The 20567-nt window shown below is 69.9% G+C and carries 19 protein-coding genes and 1 tRNA gene; 11 read left to right on the top strand and 9 right to left on the bottom strand.

The genetic code is table 11. The features are described 5' to 3' along the window. Positions 1–247: 247 nt before the first annotated feature. A complete protein-coding gene (locus ABD324_RS28935; RefSeq protein WP_344424111.1) occupies positions 248–625 on the bottom strand; it encodes a helix-turn-helix domain-containing protein in 378 nt (125 codons plus the stop codon). 158 nt (positions 626–783) lie between these two features. On the opposite strand from ABD324_RS28935, the gene ABD324_RS28930 reads away from it, so the two are divergent. Both ABD324_RS28930 and ABD324_RS28925 read left to right on the top strand, forming a co-directional pair. After that, entirely contained in the window at positions 784–4092 is a 3309-nt protein-coding gene (locus tag ABD324_RS28930) for an NACHT domain-containing protein (RefSeq protein WP_425565927.1), read from the top strand. Positions 4093–4538: 446 nt separating this feature from the next. Next, a tRNA-Phe gene (locus tag ABD324_RS28925) sits at positions 4539–4635 on the top strand. 556 nt (positions 4636–5191) lie between these two features. On the opposite strand, the gene ABD324_RS28920 is transcribed toward ABD324_RS28925, so the two are convergent. Next, positions 5192–6070 carry an alpha/beta hydrolase fold domain-containing protein gene (locus ABD324_RS28920; protein ID WP_344424105.1) on the bottom strand — a complete coding sequence of 293 codons (879 nt, stop codon included), beginning with the start codon at positions 6068–6070 and terminating at the stop codon, positions 5192–5194. Then, on the bottom strand, positions 6067–6963 hold the full coding sequence (locus tag ABD324_RS28915; protein WP_344424103.1) for an NAD-dependent epimerase/dehydratase family protein: 897 nt from the start codon (positions 6961–6963) through the stop codon (positions 6067–6069). The genes ABD324_RS28920 and ABD324_RS28915 overlap by 4 nt, the downstream gene beginning before the upstream one ends. A gap of 96 nt (positions 6964–7059) precedes the next feature. On the opposite strand from ABD324_RS28915, the gene ABD324_RS28910 reads away from it, so the two are divergent. Beyond that, positions 7060–7632 carry a TetR/AcrR family transcriptional regulator gene (locus ABD324_RS28910; RefSeq protein ID WP_344424099.1) on the top strand — a complete coding sequence of 191 codons (573 nt, stop codon included), beginning with the start codon at positions 7060–7062 and terminating at the stop codon, positions 7630–7632. A 76-nt stretch (positions 7633–7708) separates the two neighbouring features. Here the strand turns inward: ABD324_RS28910 and ABD324_RS28905 are convergent, their stop codons facing one another. Continuing rightward, positions 7709–8626: an oxidoreductase gene (locus ABD324_RS28905; RefSeq protein ID WP_344424097.1), complete on the bottom strand. Its 918-nt coding sequence runs from the start codon at positions 8624–8626 to the stop codon at positions 7709–7711. A 63-nt stretch (positions 8627–8689) separates the two neighbouring features. Between ABD324_RS28905 and ABD324_RS28900 the strand changes: the two genes are divergently transcribed. Both ABD324_RS28900 and ABD324_RS28895 read left to right on the top strand, forming a co-directional pair. Further along, entirely contained in the window at positions 8690–9268 is a 579-nt protein-coding gene (locus ABD324_RS28900; protein ID WP_344424094.1) for a TetR/AcrR family transcriptional regulator, read from the top strand. 151 nt (positions 9269–9419) lie between these two features. After that, positions 9420–10475, top strand: coding sequence for a sugar-transfer associated ATP-grasp domain-containing protein (locus ABD324_RS28895; RefSeq protein ID WP_344424091.1), 1056 nt, complete (start codon positions 9420–9422; stop codon positions 10473–10475). A 57-nt stretch (positions 10476–10532) separates the two neighbouring features. On the opposite strand, the gene ABD324_RS28890 is transcribed toward ABD324_RS28895, so the two are convergent. Then, positions 10533–11696: an FAD-dependent oxidoreductase gene (locus ABD324_RS28890; protein ID WP_344424088.1), complete on the bottom strand. Its 1164-nt coding sequence runs from the start codon at positions 11694–11696 to the stop codon at positions 10533–10535. 65 nt (positions 11697–11761) lie between these two features. Between ABD324_RS28890 and ABD324_RS28885 the strand changes: the two genes are divergently transcribed. From ABD324_RS28885 to ABD324_RS28875, 3 genes are read left to right on the top strand one after another with little or no spacing between them, the layout of a single operon-like run. Then, positions 11762–12427, top strand: a complete 666-nt coding sequence (locus tag ABD324_RS28885) for a TetR/AcrR family transcriptional regulator (protein ID WP_344424085.1) — start codon at positions 11762–11764, stop codon at positions 12425–12427. A 39-nt stretch (positions 12428–12466) separates the two neighbouring features. Beyond that, positions 12467–12901: a MarR family winged helix-turn-helix transcriptional regulator gene (locus ABD324_RS28880; RefSeq protein ID WP_344424082.1), complete on the top strand. Its 435-nt coding sequence runs from the start codon at positions 12467–12469 to the stop codon at positions 12899–12901. Then, entirely contained in the window at positions 12894–14267 is a 1374-nt protein-coding gene (locus ABD324_RS28875; protein WP_344424079.1) for an MFS transporter, read from the top strand. The genes ABD324_RS28880 and ABD324_RS28875 overlap by 8 nt, the downstream gene beginning before the upstream one ends. Here ABD324_RS28875 and ABD324_RS28870 read toward each other — a convergent pair. After that, entirely contained in the window at positions 14257–15015 is a 759-nt protein-coding gene (locus ABD324_RS28870) for a helix-turn-helix domain-containing protein (RefSeq protein WP_344424076.1), read from the bottom strand. The two genes, ABD324_RS28875 and ABD324_RS28870, sit on opposite strands and share 11 nt — an antisense overlap. A 56-nt stretch (positions 15016–15071) precedes the next feature. Here ABD324_RS28870 and ABD324_RS28865 point away from each other — a divergent pair, with 56 nt between their 5' ends. Continuing rightward, positions 15072–15458, top strand: coding sequence for a VOC family protein (locus tag ABD324_RS28865; RefSeq protein WP_344424073.1), 387 nt, complete (start codon positions 15072–15074; stop codon positions 15456–15458). On the opposite strand, the gene ABD324_RS28860 is transcribed toward ABD324_RS28865, so the two are convergent. Continuing rightward, complete coding sequence (locus ABD324_RS28860; RefSeq protein WP_344424070.1) at positions 15434–16879, bottom strand: FAD-dependent monooxygenase; 1446 nt, start codon at positions 16877–16879, stop codon at positions 15434–15436. The two genes, ABD324_RS28865 and ABD324_RS28860, sit on opposite strands and share 25 nt — an antisense overlap. Continuing rightward, positions 16876–17508: an acyl-CoA-like ligand-binding transcription factor gene (locus ABD324_RS28855; RefSeq protein ID WP_344424068.1), complete on the bottom strand. Its 633-nt coding sequence runs from the start codon at positions 17506–17508 to the stop codon at positions 16876–16878. Before ABD324_RS28855 ends, ABD324_RS28860 begins: the two co-directional genes overlap by 4 nt. Positions 17509–17708: 200 nt before the next feature. Between ABD324_RS28855 and ABD324_RS28850 the strand changes: the two genes are divergently transcribed. Beyond that, positions 17709–18257, top strand: a complete 549-nt coding sequence (locus ABD324_RS28850) for a hypothetical protein (RefSeq protein ID WP_344424065.1) — start codon at positions 17709–17711, stop codon at positions 18255–18257. On the opposite strand, the gene ABD324_RS28845 is transcribed toward ABD324_RS28850, so the two are convergent. After that, positions 18241–19767 carry a glycosyltransferase family 39 protein gene (locus tag ABD324_RS28845; RefSeq protein WP_344424063.1) on the bottom strand — a complete coding sequence of 509 codons (1527 nt, stop codon included), beginning with the start codon at positions 19765–19767 and terminating at the stop codon, positions 18241–18243. The genes ABD324_RS28850 and ABD324_RS28845 overlap by 17 nt on opposite strands. Positions 19768–20099: 332 nt before the next feature. Here ABD324_RS28845 and ABD324_RS28840 point away from each other — a divergent pair, with 332 nt between their 5' ends. Continuing rightward, positions 20100–20453, top strand: a complete 354-nt coding sequence (locus tag ABD324_RS28840) for a hypothetical protein (protein WP_344424060.1) — start codon at positions 20100–20102, stop codon at positions 20451–20453. Positions 20454–20567 lie beyond the last annotated feature (114 nt).

Genomic DNA, 20567 nt, shown 5'->3' with positions numbered 1-20567 from the left:
GAACCAGTGGATCGCCGGACTCATCGGCAGCCCTCATGGCGCGCTCGGCCGCGATCCAAGAAAGATCAGACTCTCCAACCTTGCTGAGAGTCGTTGCCGCAAGATGATGGACGCGAGCCGAAACGGCCCATGCCGAACCGCCTGTACCTGCCCCGACTCCTAAGTGCTGTTCCAATTCCTGCGCTTCGCGGATCCGGCGGGGGAGCGAAGCGACGACGTCGCCGATTCTCCCTGCCTGGTAGGAAGCTCAAGCGAACTCGACCAGGCGAGAAGACTGCTCTAGGCTCAACACCTTGGTCGGGGATTCGGACACGGAGAATAGGGTGCGGGAGAGCTGGCCAGGCGCCATCAGCGCATCGCGGATAGCTGGAATGCCGTCTCGGCGGTTCTCCTCTTCGAGGAGAACCGGCTGACCCATCAGATCGGGGAGCGAGACTCGCAGAACCCGAGCTACGGCGGCAATTAGCTCAACGTTGCGAAGCGGACGTTCTCCGCGCTCGATCTTGCTCAGCCAGTCTGTGCGACGCCCGACGAGATTTGCAAGCTGAGTCTGGGTCAGTCCACGACGCGCGCTATAGAAGGCATACGCTCTCCCGATGCTTAGAGAGTCTCCTGCGCCACGCATGCCTACGATTCTACACCCTGAGGTGGGCTTTCGGCGTCGACACTTCGTGAGCGAACTCTACAGTCGGTGGGTAGGACACTTCATCAGATTTGACTAGCTGTAACGGCTCTGGCACATCCGACGATGGAAGTTGCAGAAACCGCATAGAGGGGTGAGAGTTGAGCCTAGAGGCGACAGGTCTGAGTCTGGGGAAGACAGTTGCAAAGCTTGCGCTGAAGCGCTGGACCCAGAAACGAGCGGCGCGCATCAGCAGAGAATCCGAGCTCATGGATCTGGTGTCTCTCGGAGGGATGGATCGATTTCAGAGAAGGAAGTTCGAACGTCAGGTCGACGATATTGTCGATCACACCACGAAGCGCCTCGAACAGTTTTATATGGTCGAGTTTCGGAATCTCCCAGAGAATGAGAAGAGCGCCGCCTTAGAAGCCGTTGTCGATTCTCTCCTAACTCCTGACATAGACGACAACGTGCTATTTGCAAACGACGTCGACGCGAGGAAGATCTCTGAAGAGATTCGCCGTGCTAGTCGAGTCAAAGTAAGTACTGCGCTACTAAGTAGCGACGCGTACGCCTTGTACGATCGCGTGCTCGATGACTGCTGTATCGTAATCGTCGAGATCCTAAAAAGTCTGCCCGAGTTCACAGGTCGCGCGGTAGCTGAGCTGCTTTCAAGGTTCACCGAGGCGACTAACCGGCTCGACGAGGTGCTAGCTGCTTTACCGCGCACTGGCCTTCATCTCAATGATTCAGAATTCTTGACCCGATACATGCGCTCAACCATCGAATCACAGGAAGCGCTAGAGATCTTCGGAATCGACACCCGAAATTACCGACCGAGATCTAGGGTTTCAGTTGCTTACATGACGCTGTCGGTCAGTTCAGGAGTTGAGCGGCGGCAGCAGCACCAAGCTGTCGTTAATGTGGATGACGATGAAATTGCTGAAGGTGCAGGGGCTTCTCGAAGCATCACTAGTAGTCTCTCCGTGGAATCTGCTCTTGGTGAGAGCCAGCGAACTCTGATCGTCGGGAACGCGGGCTCCGGAAAGACAACTCTTCTCCAATGGATCGCTGTCACCGCTGCGCGTTCAGAATTCACTGGACCTCTTGTCGGCTGGAACTCGCTGGTGCCGTTCGTGCTGAAGCTGAGAAGCTGGTCTGGCAACTCTCTTCCTGAGGCCGACAACCTTGTGTCCGTAACCGCTCCCGAACTGAGCGCATTCAAGCCCGAGGGCTGGGAACACATTCACCTCGTGGAAGGGAAGGCCATACTTCTAGTTGACGGCGTCGACGAGATAGGACCGGGACGTCGCCGAAGCATTAATTCGTCTCTGAAGCAGTTTTCGTCGGCGTACCCAGAGGTTCCTATCGTAGTAACGAGCCGTCCGAGCGCGGTCGAGAAGGACTGGCTGAAGAGTGCCGGTTTTACCCAGATCCAGCTTGAGCCAATGTCTGTTCCTGATGTGGCCGAGTTCCTTCATCGATGGCACACCGCCATTGGCGAAGCTGCGCGTGAGGGGGACGTGTCTCTTCCTTGTGATCCGCCGGAACTAGATAGATACGAGACATCGCTCCACCGTCAGCTAGCTGCTAGAAGGCACTTGCAGTCACTGGCAACGAACCCGCTGATGTGTGCAATGCTGTGTGCGCTAAACCTCGACCGTCAGACTCGCTTACCAGCTGACCGGATGAAGCTATATGAGGACGCCATCCTTCTACTGCTGGAACGGAGAGACTCCGGCCGCGAGATCCCGGCGGCACAACTTTCAGGTGAACTGCCAGCCCGACTAGCGTTGACAATTCTGCGTCATCTTGCATGGCGGATGACGCTTGCGGGAAGAGCGGAAATGGGTGTGAGTACTGCGCTTAACCATGTAGGTCACGTCATAGGTCGTATGCCGACTATCGTTGATGACGCGAGCAAGGTTTTGCAGCATCTGCTCGAACGGAGCGGATTATTGCGTAGCCCGACGCAGGGAAAGGTCGACTTCGTTCATAAGACTTTTCAAGAGTATCTTGCAGCCCAAGAGGCAATTGATGAGCACTACATCGACGTGCTGCTAAGCAAGGCCACGCGCGACAGTTGGCGCGAGGTGATTGTCATGGCTGCTGGCCATGCGACTCGACCTCTGCGTGAACAGCTAATAAACGGACTCCTTGATCAGGCTGGCGATGGTACGCGCAGGTCCCGGCAAATTCGACTGCTAACAGCTGCGTGTCTTGAGACCGCCAAAGATGAATTGCTGCCCGAGACGAGCGCCAAGGTCGACCGAGTTCTGAGCTCTCTGATCCCGCCTGCTCGTCTTCCTGAGGCGCGAGCACTCGCTATTCTCGGCGATGACGCGTTGAAGATGTTGCCTGCGTCCCTTGAAGGACTCCGCGACACGGAGGCTGCGGCATGTGTCGAGTGTGCAGCTTTCGTGGGGAACGATCGCTCGCTGCGTATGTTGTCTGGTTATGCCTCTGACGCGAGACCGCGTGTTCAGGCCCAATTAGTGAACGCGTGGCGATACTTTGATACAGAGAAATATGCGCGGGAGGTTCTCGCTGACGCTCCTCTCGATCGTGGACGACTTCAAATTGGTCGGACCGAAGTTCTTCCATACCTAGGATATTTAAAGAACCTGACCTCGGTGCATTTCGAAGCTTCGCGGTCTCGGGTGTTATCGGACCTCCGATGCTTTGCGGAGATCCCATTTCTCCGGATTGTCAGTGTGAAGGTCGAAGGCACTGTAGATCTTTCCCCCCTTCAGGGCGCGAGCAACCTGCTGATGCTGTCAGTCTTCGGCGATCATACGGGGATTCGCGGGCTAGGGACCCTGCAGAGCCTGTCGGAATTGCGAAGTCTGCAACTTCAAGGTGTAGACTCGCTGGAGCTGTTCGAAGCTCTCTCGAACTCGCCTCAAATCTCACACCTCACGTTGAATGGTGCCTCTGGTCTTCGTGAGCTTTCTGCGATTCCTGCGTTCGAGAAGCTAAGGAGCCTCGATCTCTTCGGCCTCAATGGTTTGCGTAACATTGACCGACTAGCAGAGATGTCGGAGCACTTGACAGGGCTCTCATTGCAGCCATTTCAGGTCTCGGGTGGACTCAAGAAGGTTGCTCAGGTCGCACCAAATTTGACGTTCTTGAACGTGCATGATGGCCGGAACTTGCGCCCCGCTGATCTGCTAGGTCTTCCTCTGGAGCGCCTATGGTTACGTGACTGTGAACTCGGTGACATTTCCGTGCTGACTCAAATTGAGAGTCTATCCGACGTTTCGCTTTATGGCTCGAAGGTCGACCGCGTCGAGACTCTGGCCAGTCTGCCGCGGCTGCGACGGCTAGACCTCCGCGCGGCAATGCAGTCAATAGACTTGCAGCCATTCATCGACGCTGGTGGTCCGAAGATCGACATTGTTGCTGGCGTCAACCAGTCCGTCGAGCAGCCGGCTCCAGGGCAGAGCCGGGTACGCCTAGTCTTCTGGTGAGAACTTTCTGTACGTCTTCAAGCTGGCCCTGGCGGGCCGGGGCGGAGCCCTCCATGCGCGCTCGGCCTTGCCGCTCCGCTCCCCGCCGGCGCGCCCGGGCAGCGCCGGGACCAGAACCGGGTGAGGCGTAGAAGGCTCCGGGGAGACGGAGGCGCCAGCTCGTCCGCAGCAATCGTCAACGACCGGGCCGACCGCATCAAGGCTGGAACACCACGGCGCCGGCCCCGCCCAGGCTCCCGAGGATCGAGCACCAGAAGAGGAAGGGGCGGGGCCGGCGCCGCGGTGTTCCAGCCTTGACACGGCCGGCCCGGTCGATGAGGCGGCCAGGACGACGAGCAAGGCCGCGGAGTGAGCAGGTGGGGGAGCGCCTGGTCAGCCGGGCGCCGCTGTAGCCGGAGCTTCAGCAACGGGGTCAGCACCAGGCGCACGGATCGGGACGCCGATGCAGGTCAGCGGGACGCGCTGGACTCCCACGGACTCAGTGATCACGCGCGACCGTGCCTGAAAAGCGGAAGGTCGGCGGTTCGACCCCGCCCCTGGCCACACCCTCTCACCAGCGGATTCTCCGCTCGGCACCGTTCCGATTCGCCCGGTTCACGGCAGCAGTGAGGCGGCGGACAGTCATGGCAGCAGAGCGAACGCCTCGACGTGACGGTCGTACCGCGGAGAAGTGGCGCCGGTCCGTCGTGAGGATCGTGGTGATCGAGAGCCTCTCGGTGATGGCGATCACGCTCAGGACTCGTGCCCCAAGCTGTCGCGGATCTCGTCCTTGGCTCGCTCGCTGAGGTCGCCGTGGCCGGTTGCGACGCTACCCAGCCATCCGAGGCGGCGACGGGCGTCGCCGGCGCGGCTCCACCTTCGATCACCTCGAAGCGGACCCGGTCTCCCGTGTGCAGGGGAAGGCCCAGGCGCTCGGCAACCTCGGCCAGCTCCGGTGCGACCACGAACTCGTGCTGCTCGCCTGCGGCAGGCATGCTCATCGCGGACACCTCCTTGGCTCTCCCAGTGTCGCATCTGTGGCCCGCAGCGTCCCGAAGAACGATCCTGACGGCAACGCACAGGCACGCAACGGAAGCCCCTGCCGTTCAGCGTCCCGCGATCAGCCCTCACCCCCACCACCTGCGCCTCGCAGGAGCGCGACGATGTCTCCGGTCGTCCGACGGCCCTCGGGGGTCGGCATGATCGGCCAGTCGTGGATCATCCCCTCGCCGATGTGCAGGTGGAGATCGGTTCCGGGCGCCTGCTCGGCCCGGTCCCGGAGCAGGACCGCGTCGGGGAAGAGGAGGTCGCGTGTCCCGGCGTACACGTGGACGGGTCCGAGGTGGTCCAGGTGGCCGTTCAGCGGGCTGGCCCGCGGGTGCGACGGATCGGCCGGGGCCGACCAGCGGGCCGCGAGAACCCTGATGTGCTCGAGATTCAGCAACGGGTCCCGCGGTGCGATGTCGGCGATCCCCGGGTTGGTGAAGGTCAGATCGAGGGAAGGCGAGATCAGCACGGTGAGGTCCGGCCGGCTCAGCGGGGGCAGTGCCTGGAGCACGGACAGGGCGATGTTCGCGCCCGACGAGTCACCGATCAGCGCGGTCGGCCCCTGGCGTCGGACGTGCTCGAACAGGCGCAGCGCAACCGGGAGGACGTCGGAGTGGGTGGCGGTGGGCAGGCGGGGGTACAGCGGCACCACGACGTCTCGACCGGATTCGACGGCGATCCGGGCGGCCAGCCTCCAGTGTTGCGTCGTGATGGGGGCGGCCCAGGCGCCGCCGTGGAGATAGACGGCATGGTTCCGCACCGGATCGGCGGGTGTCAGCCGATGGACCGTCCAGCCGTCGAACTCCTCCCGCCGGACCGTCACACCCCGCAGGCGCGGCGGGGACGGGGTGGCCACCTCGGCGAGGAACCGGCCGGGGTCGAACTGGCGCTTCTTCAGCCCTGCCACGCGCAGGAGGCCGACGACGGCACGGCTGGCCAGGCTGGGGTTCACGGCTTCACGACCTGGTAGGAACCGGAGCGCACATCGTCCGGCAGGGCCGGACCGCTGGTGCTCCACCCGAAGGTGTCGCGCGCCTTCCGGGAACGGATCCGCGCCGAGGAACCGAGCAGCGCGGCTCTCGGCCCCATGGCGCTCTCGGCCTGGCCGGCGGTGATCGAGGTCGCCGTGGTTCCGGTCAGGTCCGCGATCGCCTCGGCCAGCTCGCGGAAGCTGAACTGCTGCGGTCCCGCGGCGTTGTAGATGCCCGCCACCGGGTGCTCCAGGGCGGCCAGGTACAGCCGCGCCAGGTCGTCCACGTGCACCGGGGTCCACTCGTTGTCGCCGGCGTCGATGTAGACGGCGGTGCCCGAGCGGGTCGCGGCGTCGATGAGGCTGGTCAGCAGGAGCGAGCCGCCCCGGCCGTAGATCAGACCCGCGCGGATGACGACGCCGCCCAGGCCCGCAGCCTCGCGCACCAGGCGCTCGCCGACGAGCTTGAACGGCTGCGGGCCGGGCTCCGGCAGTTCGGCGTCCTCGTCGCGGGGGTGGGCGGGGTCGAGCCCGTAGACCAGGTTCGTGCTGGTGTAGAGGAACGGCTTGCCGGTGCCCGCCTTCCCCGCCCCGCGGGTCAACGCCTCCACCGCGGCGACTTCCGCGGCGAACGCGTCCTCGCCACCGTCGTAGTCCACCGCGGTGTGCACCACGGCGTCGGCGTCCGCTGCGGCCTTCTCGAGGAGCGCGGTGTCGGTCAGGCTGCCGGGCAGAGGGCGCGCGCCCGCCTGCGTCGCCTTGGCTGCCGACTCCGGGGACCGGGTGAGCGCCACGACCTCGTGGCCTGCTGCGACGAAGTGTTCGACGAGCACCGAGCCCAGGTAGCCGGTGCCGCCGGTGATGAGGATCTGCACGCTTCCTCCACGGATGAGCGGACGACGAAACGGATGAGTCATCCGTTTGTGGCGACCCTAGCACGACCGGATGACTCATCCGTTTATGCTGGGCGGGTGGCCGCTTCCCCGCTCCGCAAGGACGCCGTACGCAACCGCCGGCGGATCATCGAGGTCGGCCGGGAGCTGGTCGCGGACGGCGCCCCGGTCCAGCTGAACGAGGTGGCCCGTGCGGCCGGCGTCGGCGTGGCCACGGTGTACCGGCACTTCCCCACGCCACAGGCCTTGATCGAGGCGGTGTCGGTGGACGGTCTGGAGGCGCTGATCCGGGCCGCCGAACGGGCCGTCGACCGGGACGACCCCTGGACGGCCTTCCGTGACTTCCTGGTCGGGATCGTGGACGCGCAGCTCGCCGACGCCGCGCTGTCCCCGGTGCTGTCCGCGCCCCAGGCTGCCCTCCCCGGCACAGCGCACCTGCTCGAGCGGTTGTCCTCGCTGTTCACCACTCTGTTCGGGCGGGTCAGCGAGGCGGGGCGGCTCGCGCCCGGCATCACGCTCGCCGACATGACTCCCTTGATGTGCGGGATCGCCTACTCGGCCAGGCTGCAGCCGGCCGACGATCCGCAGGCACGTGCCGCCGCCGGCCGCCACTACCTCGACGTCGTGCTGAACGGGATCCGGGCCCGCTGAGCACCGGACCCGGCGGGCGCGCATCGTCCCGGGCGGGTCCGCGGCAGCTCTCGGTGGTACTCGATGCCGCGCACGATCAGACCTCCGAGGGGTCCGGTGTCGGCACCGCCCGGGTGAGCGGAAAGCGCGTGCCGGTGAGGCGTTCGGAGACGTCCCACAGCCGGGCGGCGGCGTCGGGGTCCGTCGCTGCGGCGGACGTTCCCCCCGCCGTCGCCGGTCCTCGGACGCCGCCGAAGCGGCTCGGGCCGGCGAGACTCCCGGCGGGAACGTCGCCGACGGCCGCCAGCAGGGTGGGGAGCGCGCCGCCCTCGGGTCCGTGGGCGAGCAGGGGCGTGACGGCGGCCGCCAGGGTGTCGAGGAGCCGGTTGCCGCTGGTGATCCGGAAGCCCGTGGACGCCCAGCCGGGGTGGGCGGCGGTGGCGGTCACCGACGAGCCGGCCAGGTTCAGACGGCGCTGCAGCTCGGTGGTGAACAGCAGGGTCGCCAGCTTGGACTGCCCGTAGGCGCCGAACGGGGCGTAGGGGCGCCGCTCCCACTGCAGATCGTCGAAGTCGATCTGCGCGGACCGGTACGCGGCCGACGAGACCGACACGACGCGGCCGGTGATCCGGTCCAGGAGCAGGTTCGTGAGCGCGAAGGGTCCGAGGTGGTTGACCCCGAGCTGGAGCTCGAAGCCGTCCGCGGTGTGGTGCAGCGAGTCGGTCATCGTCCCGGCGTTGTTGACGAGCACGTCGACCGGGCCGTCGACGCCGGCGGCGAAGTCCCGGATCGAGGCCAGCGACCCGAGATCGAGCGGGCGGACCTCGACCTGGCCGGTCATCGATGCGGCCGCGGCCCGGCCCTTGTCCTGGTCCCTGACGGCGAGGACGAGCCGCGCGCCCCTGGCGGCGAGTGCGGCCGCGGCGGCGCGGCCGATCCCGCTGCCGGCGCCCGTGACGATCACCGTGCGGCCCGTCTGATCCGGTACCTGCGAGAGCGAAGCAAGTGTGTGCATGCCGCCGAATGTATCCACTGGAGACTATCTAGTCAACGGATACATCGTGGGTAGACTGCGCGCATGACGCCTGCCCGTCCGTACCACCACGGCAACCTGCGCCAGGCGGTGCTGGAGCGCGCGACGGCGGTGGTTCGGGAACGGGGGGCCTCGGAACTGTCGCTCCGCGAGCTGGCCGCCGCTGTCGGCGTGACTCACGCGGCGCCGCGCCGCTACTTCCCCGACCGGCAACAGCTTCTCGACGCCCTCGCCGTCGAGGGCTTCGCACTGCTCGGGGCCCGGCTGCGGGAGGCCGTCGACGCCTCGCCCGACCCGTCGACGCGGGTTCGCTCGATCGCCGGCGCCTACCTCGAGTTCGCGATCTCCGAGGCGAACCTGGCCGAGCTGATGTTCGCCCACACGCACGGAGCGGGCGGCGACGCGGTGGGCGAGGGCGCCGCGGCGGCCTTCGCGCCGCTGGTCCGGGTGTTCCAGGGGGACCTGCCGCCGGGTTCGACGCCGCAGCGGGTCGCGCTGATCTTCCTCGCCACCCTCCAGGGGCTGGCCGGCCTCGTGAACTGCGGTGTCGTCGCTGTCGACGAGGTCGGCGGCCTGATCGACGAGGCGGTCGCGCGGTTCCCGCAGGGGCGGGGTGAGCCGTGAGGTGAGCCGAGGCCTGCGCGCGGACCGGTGCCGGTGGGCGTTCGCCCCCGGTCGCCCCGTTCGCGGGACTCTGCGAGCCTGGCCTTCCCGAGACGCCTCGAGGCCCCTGTCGTGGGGCCGAGGGAGCTCTCCGATCCGGGAAGTTGGGCCGATGACGTCCTTGGAAGCCTTGGCCTTTCGAGCCCTGCGGGCCGCGGGGGACGTCCGGTTCCACCGGCAGCACCGCGGGCAGGCGGCGGCGGTCCTCGCCTCCGTGGAGAGCGAGCGGGGTGCGACGGACCCGGCGCTGATCAAGGCGTGCGACGACTACGCCGGCGACGTGCTCGGCCGGCACGGGTACGCGCCCTGGCTGCGGGTGTACGCCGCCGTCGCGGGGGAGTTCAGGACCGGCTGGATCCCGGACAACTACTACGGGCGGATCGTGCTGCCCGCGGTGCAGGGGCCCTACGGCGAGGTCTCGAAGCTCAAGCCGCTGTCGCGGCGGCTCCTGCAGACCGACCTGCTCGCCGACGTCGCCTACTGGGTCAACGGGGGCCTCTACGGTCGCGACCTCGAGCACCTCGACCGGGCCGACCTGGTGGCGGTGCTGTTCGCGGACTCGGACCGGGTCGTGTTCAAGTCGGACGACTCGGTGCAGGGGCAGGGCGTCCGGATCCTCGACCGCGCCGGGTTCGGCGCCGACGGCCTCGCCCGGCTGCCGAGCGGGGTGTTCCAGACCTACGTGCGCCAGCACCCGCTGTTCGCCGAGTTCACGCCGGCGTCGGTGGCCACGATCCGGATCACCACGACCGTCACGGACGACGGCGGGTGCCGGGTGCGCGCGGCCTACCTGCGGCTCGGTCGGGCGAGCGACACCCACGTGCAGTCGACCAGCCACCTGCGGGTCGCCCTCGACCCCGAGACCGGTGCCTTCGCCGACGACGGCTTCACCACGGACTGGAGGACGCTCACCGCGCACCCGGACACGGGCGTGACGTTCGCGGGGAACCGCGCGCCCGGGTTCGGCAGCTGCACGGCGGCGGTCGTGGAGCTCCACCGGCGGATGCCGTTCGCGCGCAACGTCGGGTGGGACGTCGTCGTCGACTCCGACGACGAGGTGAAGGTCCTCGAGTGGAACGCCGGCCACAACGACATCAAGTTCTCCGAGGCGGTCCAGGGCCCGTGCTTCGCGGACCTGGGCTGGGAGACGCTCTGGCGGACGCGGTGATCACCGTTTCGGTGCGGTGAGGCATGGCGACGGTGCCTGCCCGCACCGCAACGGCGATCATCGTGCGGATCGGGCGGCGGACGGTGCGGGCTCGGCCGAGGCGGCGGCAGCGGCGGTGAAGGCGCTGACGAGGCTCTGCGGGGCCTCCTCCCCGAACATGAGGGCGTAGAGCTCCTCGCCGTCCGCGGCGGCCTCCTCACCGCGGGGGAACATCGCCTGCTCGTACTCCGCGAGGGCCGCCTCGACGTCGCCGGGGTGGGCCGCGAGAGCGATGCCGAGCTCCGCGCCGTCCTGCATCGCGATGTTGGCGCCCTCGCCGTTCGGCGGTGCGAGGTGGGCGGCGTCGCCGACGAGGGTCACCCCGGCGACCCGGTCCCAGCGGTGACCGACGGGCAGGGTGTGCAGCGAGCGCAGGACCGGCGGCGTGTCCGTCTCGGTGATCAGCGCGGTGAGCTCCGGGGCCCAGCCCTCGAACTCCTGCGCGACCCGTGCGGTGGCCGCCTCCGGGTCGGAGAAGTCGATGGCGGAGAACCAGTCCTGCTCCTCGACGAGCGCGATGTAGGTGTGCAGGGTGTCGCCGCGCTCCCGGTGGGCCTGGATCCCCTTCCGCGGCGCGAGCGCCATGAGCGCCCCGCCGCCGACCGCGCGGGCGGCCTCGGGATGGCGGGTGTCGGCCCCGTACAGGTAGGTCTCGACGAAGGAACGGCCGGAGTACTCCGGCGTCGCGGCCGAGAGCAGCGGGCGGACCTTCGACCACGCGCCGTCGGCCCCGACCAGCAGGTCCGTGGTCACGGTGCTGCCGTCGGCGAACGCCACCTCGTGGCGGCCGCCGCCGAGCGCGCGGACGCCGGTGACCTTGCGGCCCCAGCGGACCGTGCCCTCGGGCAGCGAGTCGAGCAGCAGGCTGCGCAGCTCGCCGCGTTGGACCTCCGGACGGCCGCCGGTGCCGTCGTCCGGTTCGTCGAGCAGCACGGTGCCGTTTCGGTCGAGGACCCGCATGGCCTGACGGCCTTCGAGGACGAGGCCGCGGAACCCGTCGAGGAGCCCGGCGGCGTCGAGGGCCGGCTGGCCGTTGTAGTCGTGGACGTCGAGCATCCCGCCCTGGGCGCGGGCACTCGCCGAGGTCTCGGCCTCGTACACGGTGGCGGCGATGCCGTGGACGGTCAGGACGCGGGCGAGGACGAGGCCGCCGAGGCCGGCGCCGATGATCGTGACGTTCATGGTGACTCCCCCACAGGTGCTGGAATGACATTCCAATCTTGGAACGACGTTCCATCCATGTCAAGATGGTGGCTGTGACATCACGGACACGGCGGGCGGAGGCGCTCTCCCGCGAGCGGATCGTCGAGGCCGCCGTCGCCCTCCTCGATGCGGACGGCGAGGGCGGTCTGACCTTCAAGGCCCTGACCGAACGGCTCGCCACGGGGCCCGGCGCGATCTACCACCACGTCGCGAACAAGGGCGAGCTGCTCGCCGTCGCCACCGACGGGGTGGTGGTGGCGGCGCTGGAGGCGGAGGCCGCGGGGTCACCGCAGGACGCCCTCCGCGGGATCGCGCTCCGGCTGTTCGACGCCATCGACGCCCATCCGTGGGTGGCCGCGCAGCTCTCCGCGAGCTCGTGGCAGGCCGGCGGGCCGCTGATCCTCGAGCGCGTCGGGCGGCAGGTCCAGGCGCTGGGCGTGCCCGAGCGCGACTGGTTCACCGTGACGACGGTGCTGATGCAGTACGTCCTCGGCGCCGCCGCGCAGAACGCGGCGAACGCGCGGGTAGCGGCACCCGGGGTGGGCCGGGCGGAGTTCCTCGGCGAGGTGGCCGAGACCTGGAAGGCGCTCGACGGCTACCCGTTCGCGCGCGCCGTGGCGGACCAGATGCGAGAGCACGACGACCGCGCGCAGTTCCTCGCCGGGATCGACCTCGTCCTCACCGGCATCGTCGGTCGATATACAGGCTGACTGCGCAGTTCGACTGAACATTTCGGTTAGCATGGCTACATGCCCCTCTCCGACACCGCCGTCTCGGCGTCGCGGGAGGTCCGCGCCGTCATCAGCCGTCTGCGGCGGCGGATCCTCGCCGCCTCCGACGCCGATGACATGAGCGTCGCCCAGGCCTCCGTGCTCGCCCGCCTCTCCTCGGAGAAGGAGCTGACGGTCAGCGACCTGGCCGCGGCGGAGGGGGTCCGGCACCAGTCGATGAGCGCGATCGTGGCGGCCCTGGCCGAGCGGGCGCTGGTGGAGCGTCGGGCCGACCCGACCGACGGTCGTCGGCAGCGGATCGTGCTGACCGCCGCCGGTGGCGAGCGGGTCGCCGAGGGCCGGCGCGCGCGGGACGAGTGGTTGGCCGGGCAGCTGCAGGAGAAGTGCACGGAGAGCGAACGCGAGACGGTGCTCGCCGCGATGGAGATCCTCGGGCGGCTGACCCGTGACTGACACGGCGGCCCAGCCCGCCTTCGACCGGCGGCTCATCCCGCCGATGCTGCTGGGCTCGATCCTCAACCCCGTCAACTCGACGATCATCGCCGTCGCGCTGGTGCCGATCGGCGTCGCGCTCGGGGCGCCCCCCGCGGAGACGGCGTGGCTGGTGTCCGCGCTGTACCTGGCGACCGCCCTCGGGCAGCCGGTCGTCGGCCGGCTGATCGACCTCTTCGGGCCGCGCCGGCTGTTCCTGATCGGCACGAGCCTGGTGGGGGTCGCCGGGATCGTGGGCGCGCTGGCACCCGGCATCGGCGTGCTCGTCGCCGCGCGCGTGCTGCTCGGCTTCGGCACGTGCGCGGGCTATCCCGCCGCCATGGCGCTGCTGCGCAGCGAGGCGCAGCGCACCGGCCGGGACAGCCCGGGCACCGTCCTGACCGCGCTCGCCGTGGCCAACCAGACGATCGCGGTGATCGGCCCGCTCCTCGGTGGGCTGCTGATCGGGGTCGGCGGCTGGCGCAGCGTCTTCCTGGTCAACGTGCCGCTCGCGGCCGCCGCCTTCCTCCTGGGCGTGCTGCGGCTGCCGACGCAGCCGCACCACGCCGTGGAGAGCCGGGCGCGCCTGGACCTGCCGGGCATGGGCCTGTTCGCCGTGATGCTCGTGGCGCTGCTGCTGTTCCTGATGAACCTGCGGCTGAGCAGCTGGTACCTCGTGGTGATCACCGTGGCGGCCGGTGCGGCGTTCGCCCTGCGGGAGCTGCGGACCCGGGACCCGTTCATCGACCTGCAGGTCCTCGGCGGGAACCTGCCGCTGGTGACGACCTACCTGCGCGCGCTCGTCTCGTTCACGGTCACCTACGCCTTCCTCTACGGCTTCACGCAGTGGACCGAGCAGGGGTTCGGGCTCACGCCGTTCGAGGCGGGGCTGGTGCAGATCCCAATGTTCGTGGTCGGCATGGCCGTCTCGGCGATCACCGGGCGGCGCCGCGGCGTCCGCGGCACGCTCCTGCTCGGCGCGGTCGGGCAGATCGCGGGCTGCGGGCTGATGCTGCTGCTCACCGGCACCAGCCCGGTGTGGATGCTCCTGCTGCTCGCGGTGGTCTTCGGGATCCCGCAGGGCGCCACCACCCTCGCGCTGCAGAACGCCGTCTACCACCAGGCCGATCCCGAGCGCATGGGCTCCTCCGCGGGTCTGCTCCGCACCTTCGGCTACCTCGGCTCGATGGTGGCCGCCGCGATGACCGCCGCGTCCTTCGGACAGGAGGCGACGACGCCGGGGATGCACCACCTCGCCCGGCTCATGCTCGGGGCGGGGGTGCTGTTCCTGCTGCTCACGGTCGCCGACCGCAGCCTGCGCCGGCAGCCGGCGGCGGTCACGGCGTGAACCAGCGGCTCGGGGTGGTGCCGAAGGTGCTGCGGAAGGCCGCGACCCAGGCGCTCGGGGTGGCGTAGCCCGCGGCCCGGGCGGCCGCGACCGCGGTGCCCCCGGCGGCGACGACCTCCAGGCCGCGCAGCAGCATCAGCTGGCGGCGCCAGCGGCCGACCGTCAGGCCCGTGTCGTCGAGGAAGCGGCGTTCGAGGGTGCGGACGCCCAGGCCGACGGCCCGCGCGAGCGCGGCGGTGGTGCTGCCGGCCGGGTCCTCGCCGATCAGCCGGGCCGCCTCCGCGGTCGGGCCGCCCGCCGGTTCCGGCAGCGTGATCGCGGCCTGGCCGGCGCCGTCGAGCTCGGCCAGGATCAGCGACGTCACCGCGGCCTCGGTGGGGTCGCGCTCGTCGAGCATGCCGAGCTCGGTGGTGCGGGCGAGCAGCTCGCGCAGCAGCGGGCTGACCGCGAACGCGCGGCAGTCGCCGCCCGGCGCGCGGTCGGGCCGGACGTAGGCGGTGCGCAGCGCGCTCGCCCCGGTGAACCGCAGCTCGTGCTCCGCGCCCGCCGGCAGCCAGACCGCCCAGGTGGGCGGGGCGATCCAGGTGCCGGCCGGCGTGCGGACCGTGGTCAGCCCGGACCGGACGTGGACGAGCTGGTGCCAGCCGTGCGAGTGGGCGCCGATCCGGGACCCGTCCCGGTGGTCCGACGCGGACGTCCGTACGACGAGGAACGGTTCGTCCGTCACCCGCCGCCGTTTTCTCGACATCGGTCGGCAGAATAGCGAGATTGCGGCGCGCCGACGAGCGGTCCTAGCGTGACCCCGTGCCCGCCAACCTCGCCTCCTTCGCCCTCCACGTCGACGACGTCGACCGCGCCCGTCGCTTCTACGAGGCGGTCTTCGGCTGGGACTTCGAACCCTGGGGCCCGCCCGGCTTCTACCTCGTCCACACCGGCACCGACGAGTCCCCGGGCATCCAGGGCCTGATGCACCGGCGCGAGGAGCCCCGCACCGGCACCGGCCTGAACGGGATCGAGCCGACCTTCGCGGTCGACGACGTCGACGCCGTCGCCGAGGCGGTGCAGGCCCACGGCGGCACGATCACGTTCGCGGCCTCGGCGATCCCGGGCGTCGGGCGGCTGATGCGCTTCCTCGACACCGAGGGCAACGACATCGGCGCGATGGCCTACGAGAGCACCCCGCACACCTGAGGGCCGAGCCATCGGGAGAGTGCCCTGGTCAGGCCCTCCTGGTCGGGCTCGGTGCTGGCCCAGGCCACGTACCCGTCCGGCCGGACCAGCATCGCCGGGCCGTCTCCCGCGACGACGTCGACCTCCCACGACCCCGGATCGAGTGCCCCGGTCGGATCGACGAGCTGCGCCCGCGCCCGGCGCTCCTGCGCGGTGCCGGGCACGAACCGGCCGGCGAGGGGATGGTCGCACCCGGTGTCGTAGCGGACGTCCGCGCCCGCCATCAGGTCCGCGATCCGCCGGCGCACGGTCGGCTCCTCGAACAGCTCGGTCATCAGCGTGCGCAGCGCCGTGACCTCGTCGCCGGGCGCGATCAGCGCGGACTGGGCGAGGCTCGACATGATCACCCGCTCGCTCACCGGGCGGCGTTCGCCCTCGTAGGTGTCGAGGAGGTCCGCGGCGCCCCGGTGGACGGCGGCGGCCAGCTTCCAGCCCAGGTTGACGGCGTCCTGCAGGCCGAGGTTCAGGCCCGGCCCGCCGATCGCGGAGTGGACGTGCGCGGCGTCGCCCACCAGGAGCACGCGGCCCTCGCGGTAGCGGTCGGCGAGGCGGGTGTTGCCGCTGGTCAGGCGCCGGAGCAGGTGCGGGCCGTCGCCGGCGGGCGGGCCGAGGGGCACGTCCGCACCCAGGACCCGGCGGACGCTGGCCTCCAGTTCGGCGATCGTCGGGGGAGCGGCGGGCTCGGATGCGCCCCACTCGATCGTGCTGACCAGCGCGGGCCGGCCGGGGAAGGGCGCGAAGACGAACAGGCCGCGGTCCGTGCGGTGGTGCAGGAACCCGGGGATCCGGCCGTACCCGGGCACCGTCAGGGTGTCGGTGGCGTCGACCCACTCCGCAGGGACCGTGACGTGCGCGGTGCGGGAGACGGAGTCGTCGTGGGTCACGCCCGGGAAGCCGATCCCGGCGAGCCGGCGCGTCGGGCTGTGTCCGCCGTCCGCACCCACGAGGTACTCGGTGCGAATCCGTTCGCGGCCGTTGACCTCCACGGTCACCCCGTCGTCGTCCTGGGTGAGGCCGGTCAGCGCATGCCCCCGACGGACCTCGACGCCCAGCTCCGCGGCCCGCTCGCCGAGGACCCGCTCGACCTGACGCTGTGGCACCCCGAGCAGGTACAGGGGATGGTCGCCGAGGTCGGCCAGCGGCATCGGCAGCGCCCCGAACACGAACCCGGGTGTGGGCGCCAGCGGCTGGTCGGTCAGCCGGTCGTAGAGGCCGCGCCGGTGCAGCATCCGGACGACCTGCCCGACCAGCCCGTTCGCCTTCGGCTCGGTGGCGGCCTCGGTGAGCCGCTCGAGCACCAGGGGCCGCACGCCGGCCAACGCCAGCTCGCAGGCGAGCATCAGGCCGTTGGGCCCGGCGCCGGAGATCACGACCTGGTTCATTGCTCCTCCTCGGGAAGTCCGGACGAGAGCCGGTCGAGCGCCTCGGCCAGCAGGGGGGCCATCGGGACCGGGGGATCGGCCCGCAGCCAGTGCTCGGTGGCGACGCCGACGGCCGCGGCGACCGAGGCGGCGACGAGCTTCGGGTAGAGGTCGCCGGGATCGGTGCCGGTCCGCGCGGCCACGGCCTCGGCGAACGCCTGCGCGGCCGTGGCGGCGGCCTTCTGCATCGCGCCCTGCAGTGCGGGTTCGGTGACCATCAGCCGCACGCCGGCCACCCACTCCGGATCCGGGAGGCCGTGCCCCCCACCCGGCCCCCCACCCGGCCCCTCGTCCGCCCCGAGCGCGAACCGTGCCCCGACGGCCTCGCGGATCGCGGTCCACAGCGGCTCGCCGGCGGGCCGGGCCCGCAGCTCGTCGGCGATCTGCCGGCTGCGCTCGAGATGGCGGTAGGCGATCGCGTCCGCCTTGGTGGGGAAGTAGTTGCGGAAGGTGCGCAGCGAGACGCCCGCCTCCTCGGCGATGTCCTCGATCCGCACGGCGTCGAGCCCGCGCTCGACGACGAGCCGGATCGCCGCCCAGCTCAGCGCCACCCGCGTCTGCTGCTTCTTCCGTTCCCGGAGCCCGTCCACGCGACCCACCGTACGCAGAAAGATGCTGGATCGGCAAAATTACCTCTCAGGCAAGTTTCAGCGGCCTACTCCGCCGGGAGTACGGGAAGGTCGTCGCGGCCCTCCGGCGCGGTAGCGGAGGTGTCCGCGCCCGCCGGATTCGCGCAGGTCCGGACCTTGGGAACCTGGTCCGGAGGCGAGAGGGGAGCAGGATGACGAGCGTGACGACGACGGGGACGACGGCTGGGACGACGACGAGGCCCCGCGCGGTGCGCGATCCGGTGCGCTGGCCCGTGCCGGTCGCGGCCCGTCGGTCGATGCTGACGCTGCACGTGGTGAGCACGGCCGCGTGGCTGGGCCTCGACGTGGCCCTCGGCGTGCTGGTCTTCGTGCCGATGGCGAACCCGGCCCTGACGGCCGCCTGCTACCAGGTGCTGCCCCTGCTGTTCTGGCCCGTGCTCACCGCGGGGCTGCTCGCCCTGCTCAGCGGGGTCGGCATCGGCGTGATGACGCGCTGGGGGCTGGTCCGGCACTGGTGGGTGGCGGCCAAGCTCGTGATGAACCTCCTGCTCCTCGTCCTGATCGCGCTGCTGCTCCACCCCGCCCTGACCGACGCGGGCGAGTTCGGCCGCGCGCTCGCCACCGGCACGCCGACGACGGTCGAGGTGCCGCGGATCTTCATGCCGCCCGTGGTGTCGACGACCGTGCTGCTCGTGGCGACCGTGCTCTCGGTGTGGAAGCCGAAGGGTCGCGTCAGCCGACGTAGATGATCTGCGGCCACAGCTCGGCCCAGCTCCCGCGGGGCGTGCACACGGAGACCACCCGGCCCTGCTCCTGGTTCTTCAGGCCCACCCCGTTGTCGATCCGCGCCGCCGGGGTGCAGCCGGTGAACCATCGCTCCAGCTGTGCCGGGGTGAAGCCGATGACGACGGCCTGGCGCGCCGACTCCGGCGGCGGGCCCCAGTAGCCCAAGGAGTTCTGGGTGCCGAACACCGGGACGCCGGGCGCGAACCGCTCGACCGCGCCGGCCTCCCCGTAGTTGCGGGCCACGACGACGGTGCCGGCCGGCTGCGCGGCCACCACCCCGGCGACGGTCCGGGCGAACTCCGGCCACCCGACCGTCTCCCCGACGTCCGGGACGACATCCGTGATCGGGGTGGACGCCAGCGCGGTGACGGGCACGACCGGAAGCATCAGCACGACGTTGACCAGCGCGCCGAGCGCGACCGCCGCCGCGAGCAGCACGGCCCGCACCCTCGTGCGCGCCCACTCCACCGTCGGCCCGGCACCGGCGGCGAGCAGCAGCGGATAGAGCCCGCACACGTAGTACGGCTTGGCGCTCGTCACGGTGAAGATCACCAGCAGGACCGCGTAGGCCACGACGAACAGGCGGAGCTCCCGGCCGCGCCACAGCGCCACCAGGCCCGCGACCCACACCGGGATCAGCAGCGGGCTGACGAGCACCGCCTGGAACGGGACCACCAGCCACCAGGGCTGGCTCGAGGTGGAGCCGCCCGCGGCGATCGACCCGGACAGCGTGAGCAGCGGCAGCCCGTGGGCGAACTGCCAGACCAGCCACGGCGCCCACAGCACCAGCGCGAGCAGGCCGCCGAGCCAGAGCCACGGATCCCGCAGCGCCGATCGCGGGCCCGCCAGCAGGAGCCCGACGAGCAGCGCCACCAGCAGGAACGCCATGAGCATCTTGTTCTCGAGCGCGATCCCCGCCGAGAGCCCGACCCACAGCCAGCTCCGCCCGCCGCGCCGCAACGCGCGGACCACCAGCCAGGAGGTCAGCGCCCAGGCCAGCAGGTCGAAGGTCGTGGTGGAGAGCAGGTGCCCGGTCTGCAACGCGATCGCGGAGACGGCCACGGTGCCCGCGGCGAGTGCCTGGGCGCCCCGCCCGCCGCGCAGCTCGCGCGCCATCAGCCCGGCGAGCAGGGCCGTGGCGCCGATCATCAGCGCCGGCAGCACCCGCGTGCCGACCAGGGAGTCCCCGAAGATCGCGTGGCCGAGCCAGCCGATCAGCGGCGTGACGGGGCCCTGGTCCGGATAGCCGACGCTCAGCCGCCTGCTCGCGGCGAGGAAGTACAGCTCGTCCCGGTGGTAGCCGTAGCGGCCGGCGAGGGCGACGAGCAGGGCCGTGACCAGGGCGGCCACGGTCAGGACCGGGCCGCGGGCGAAGGGCGGGAGGCCCGGTTGCGGAGCGGAGTCCCCCGCCACCACCGGATCGGGGTTCGGGTGACCCGCTCCGGGGCGCCGGAGGCCCCCGTCGCGACTCACGACGCAACCCTTTCGAGGAACTGAATTCCCCGGGTCGGGAGACCCCGATGACTGCGCGTGATCATCTGAAAGGTTATTGGGCCGAACGGGTCGCTGATCACTACATCGTGTGACGAGGTCCGGGTGTTCGAGATTGACTTCGGCCCTCGGGCATGCCCGATGAGAGCAGTATCCTTGCGGAGAGTAATTGCGTTCATCCGATGGTGGTAGATGATGAGGTGAACCGGCCGGGTGCCCGATAGCGTTTCGTTCATCAGCGGGGCTCCCCAAGTCACACGCTGAACACACGATGGGGCTGCATTCCGGCCCCCGTACGTAACAGGAGAATCACTGTGCTGAAGAAGGCTGGGATCATCACCGCCGGTGTCGCTGCGACCCTCGTCGCGGTGTCCCCGCTCGCCTTCGCGGGTGAGAAGGGCCACGGTCACCACGAGCAGGCCGGCAACGGCCCGAAGAACGTCGCCGTCCTCGGTGACGACGGCGCGAGCTCGGCCAACGGCCTCGTCGCGGTGAACGCCCTGAACAACGCCGACGTGCTCAAGAACGTCAACGTCTGCCCGAACGTGAACGTCGGCGCGGCCGTCTCCGGCATCCTGGGCCTGCTGAGCGGCCCGGCCACCACGCCGGCCGGCGACCAGACCGCGGTGTGCTCGGCCGGCGACTCGGCCGCCGTCTGGCAGAAGTGACCCGAGGACGCCAGTAGTCCAACCGGGGATGACGCGCCGGACCCTTCGGGGTCCGGCGCGTCCCTGCATTTCGGGGCGCATTCCCGCGGCTTTCTCGTCCTGCCGGGGAAAACG

The organism is Pseudonocardia ailaonensis, from assembly GCF_039531635.1.
GTDB classification, from domain to species: domain Bacteria; phylum Actinomycetota; class Actinomycetes; order Mycobacteriales; family Pseudonocardiaceae; genus Pseudonocardia; species Pseudonocardia ailaonensis.
The sequence above is the reverse complement of the archived record's forward strand: the minus strand, read 5'-3'. Positions and strand labels throughout refer to the sequence as shown.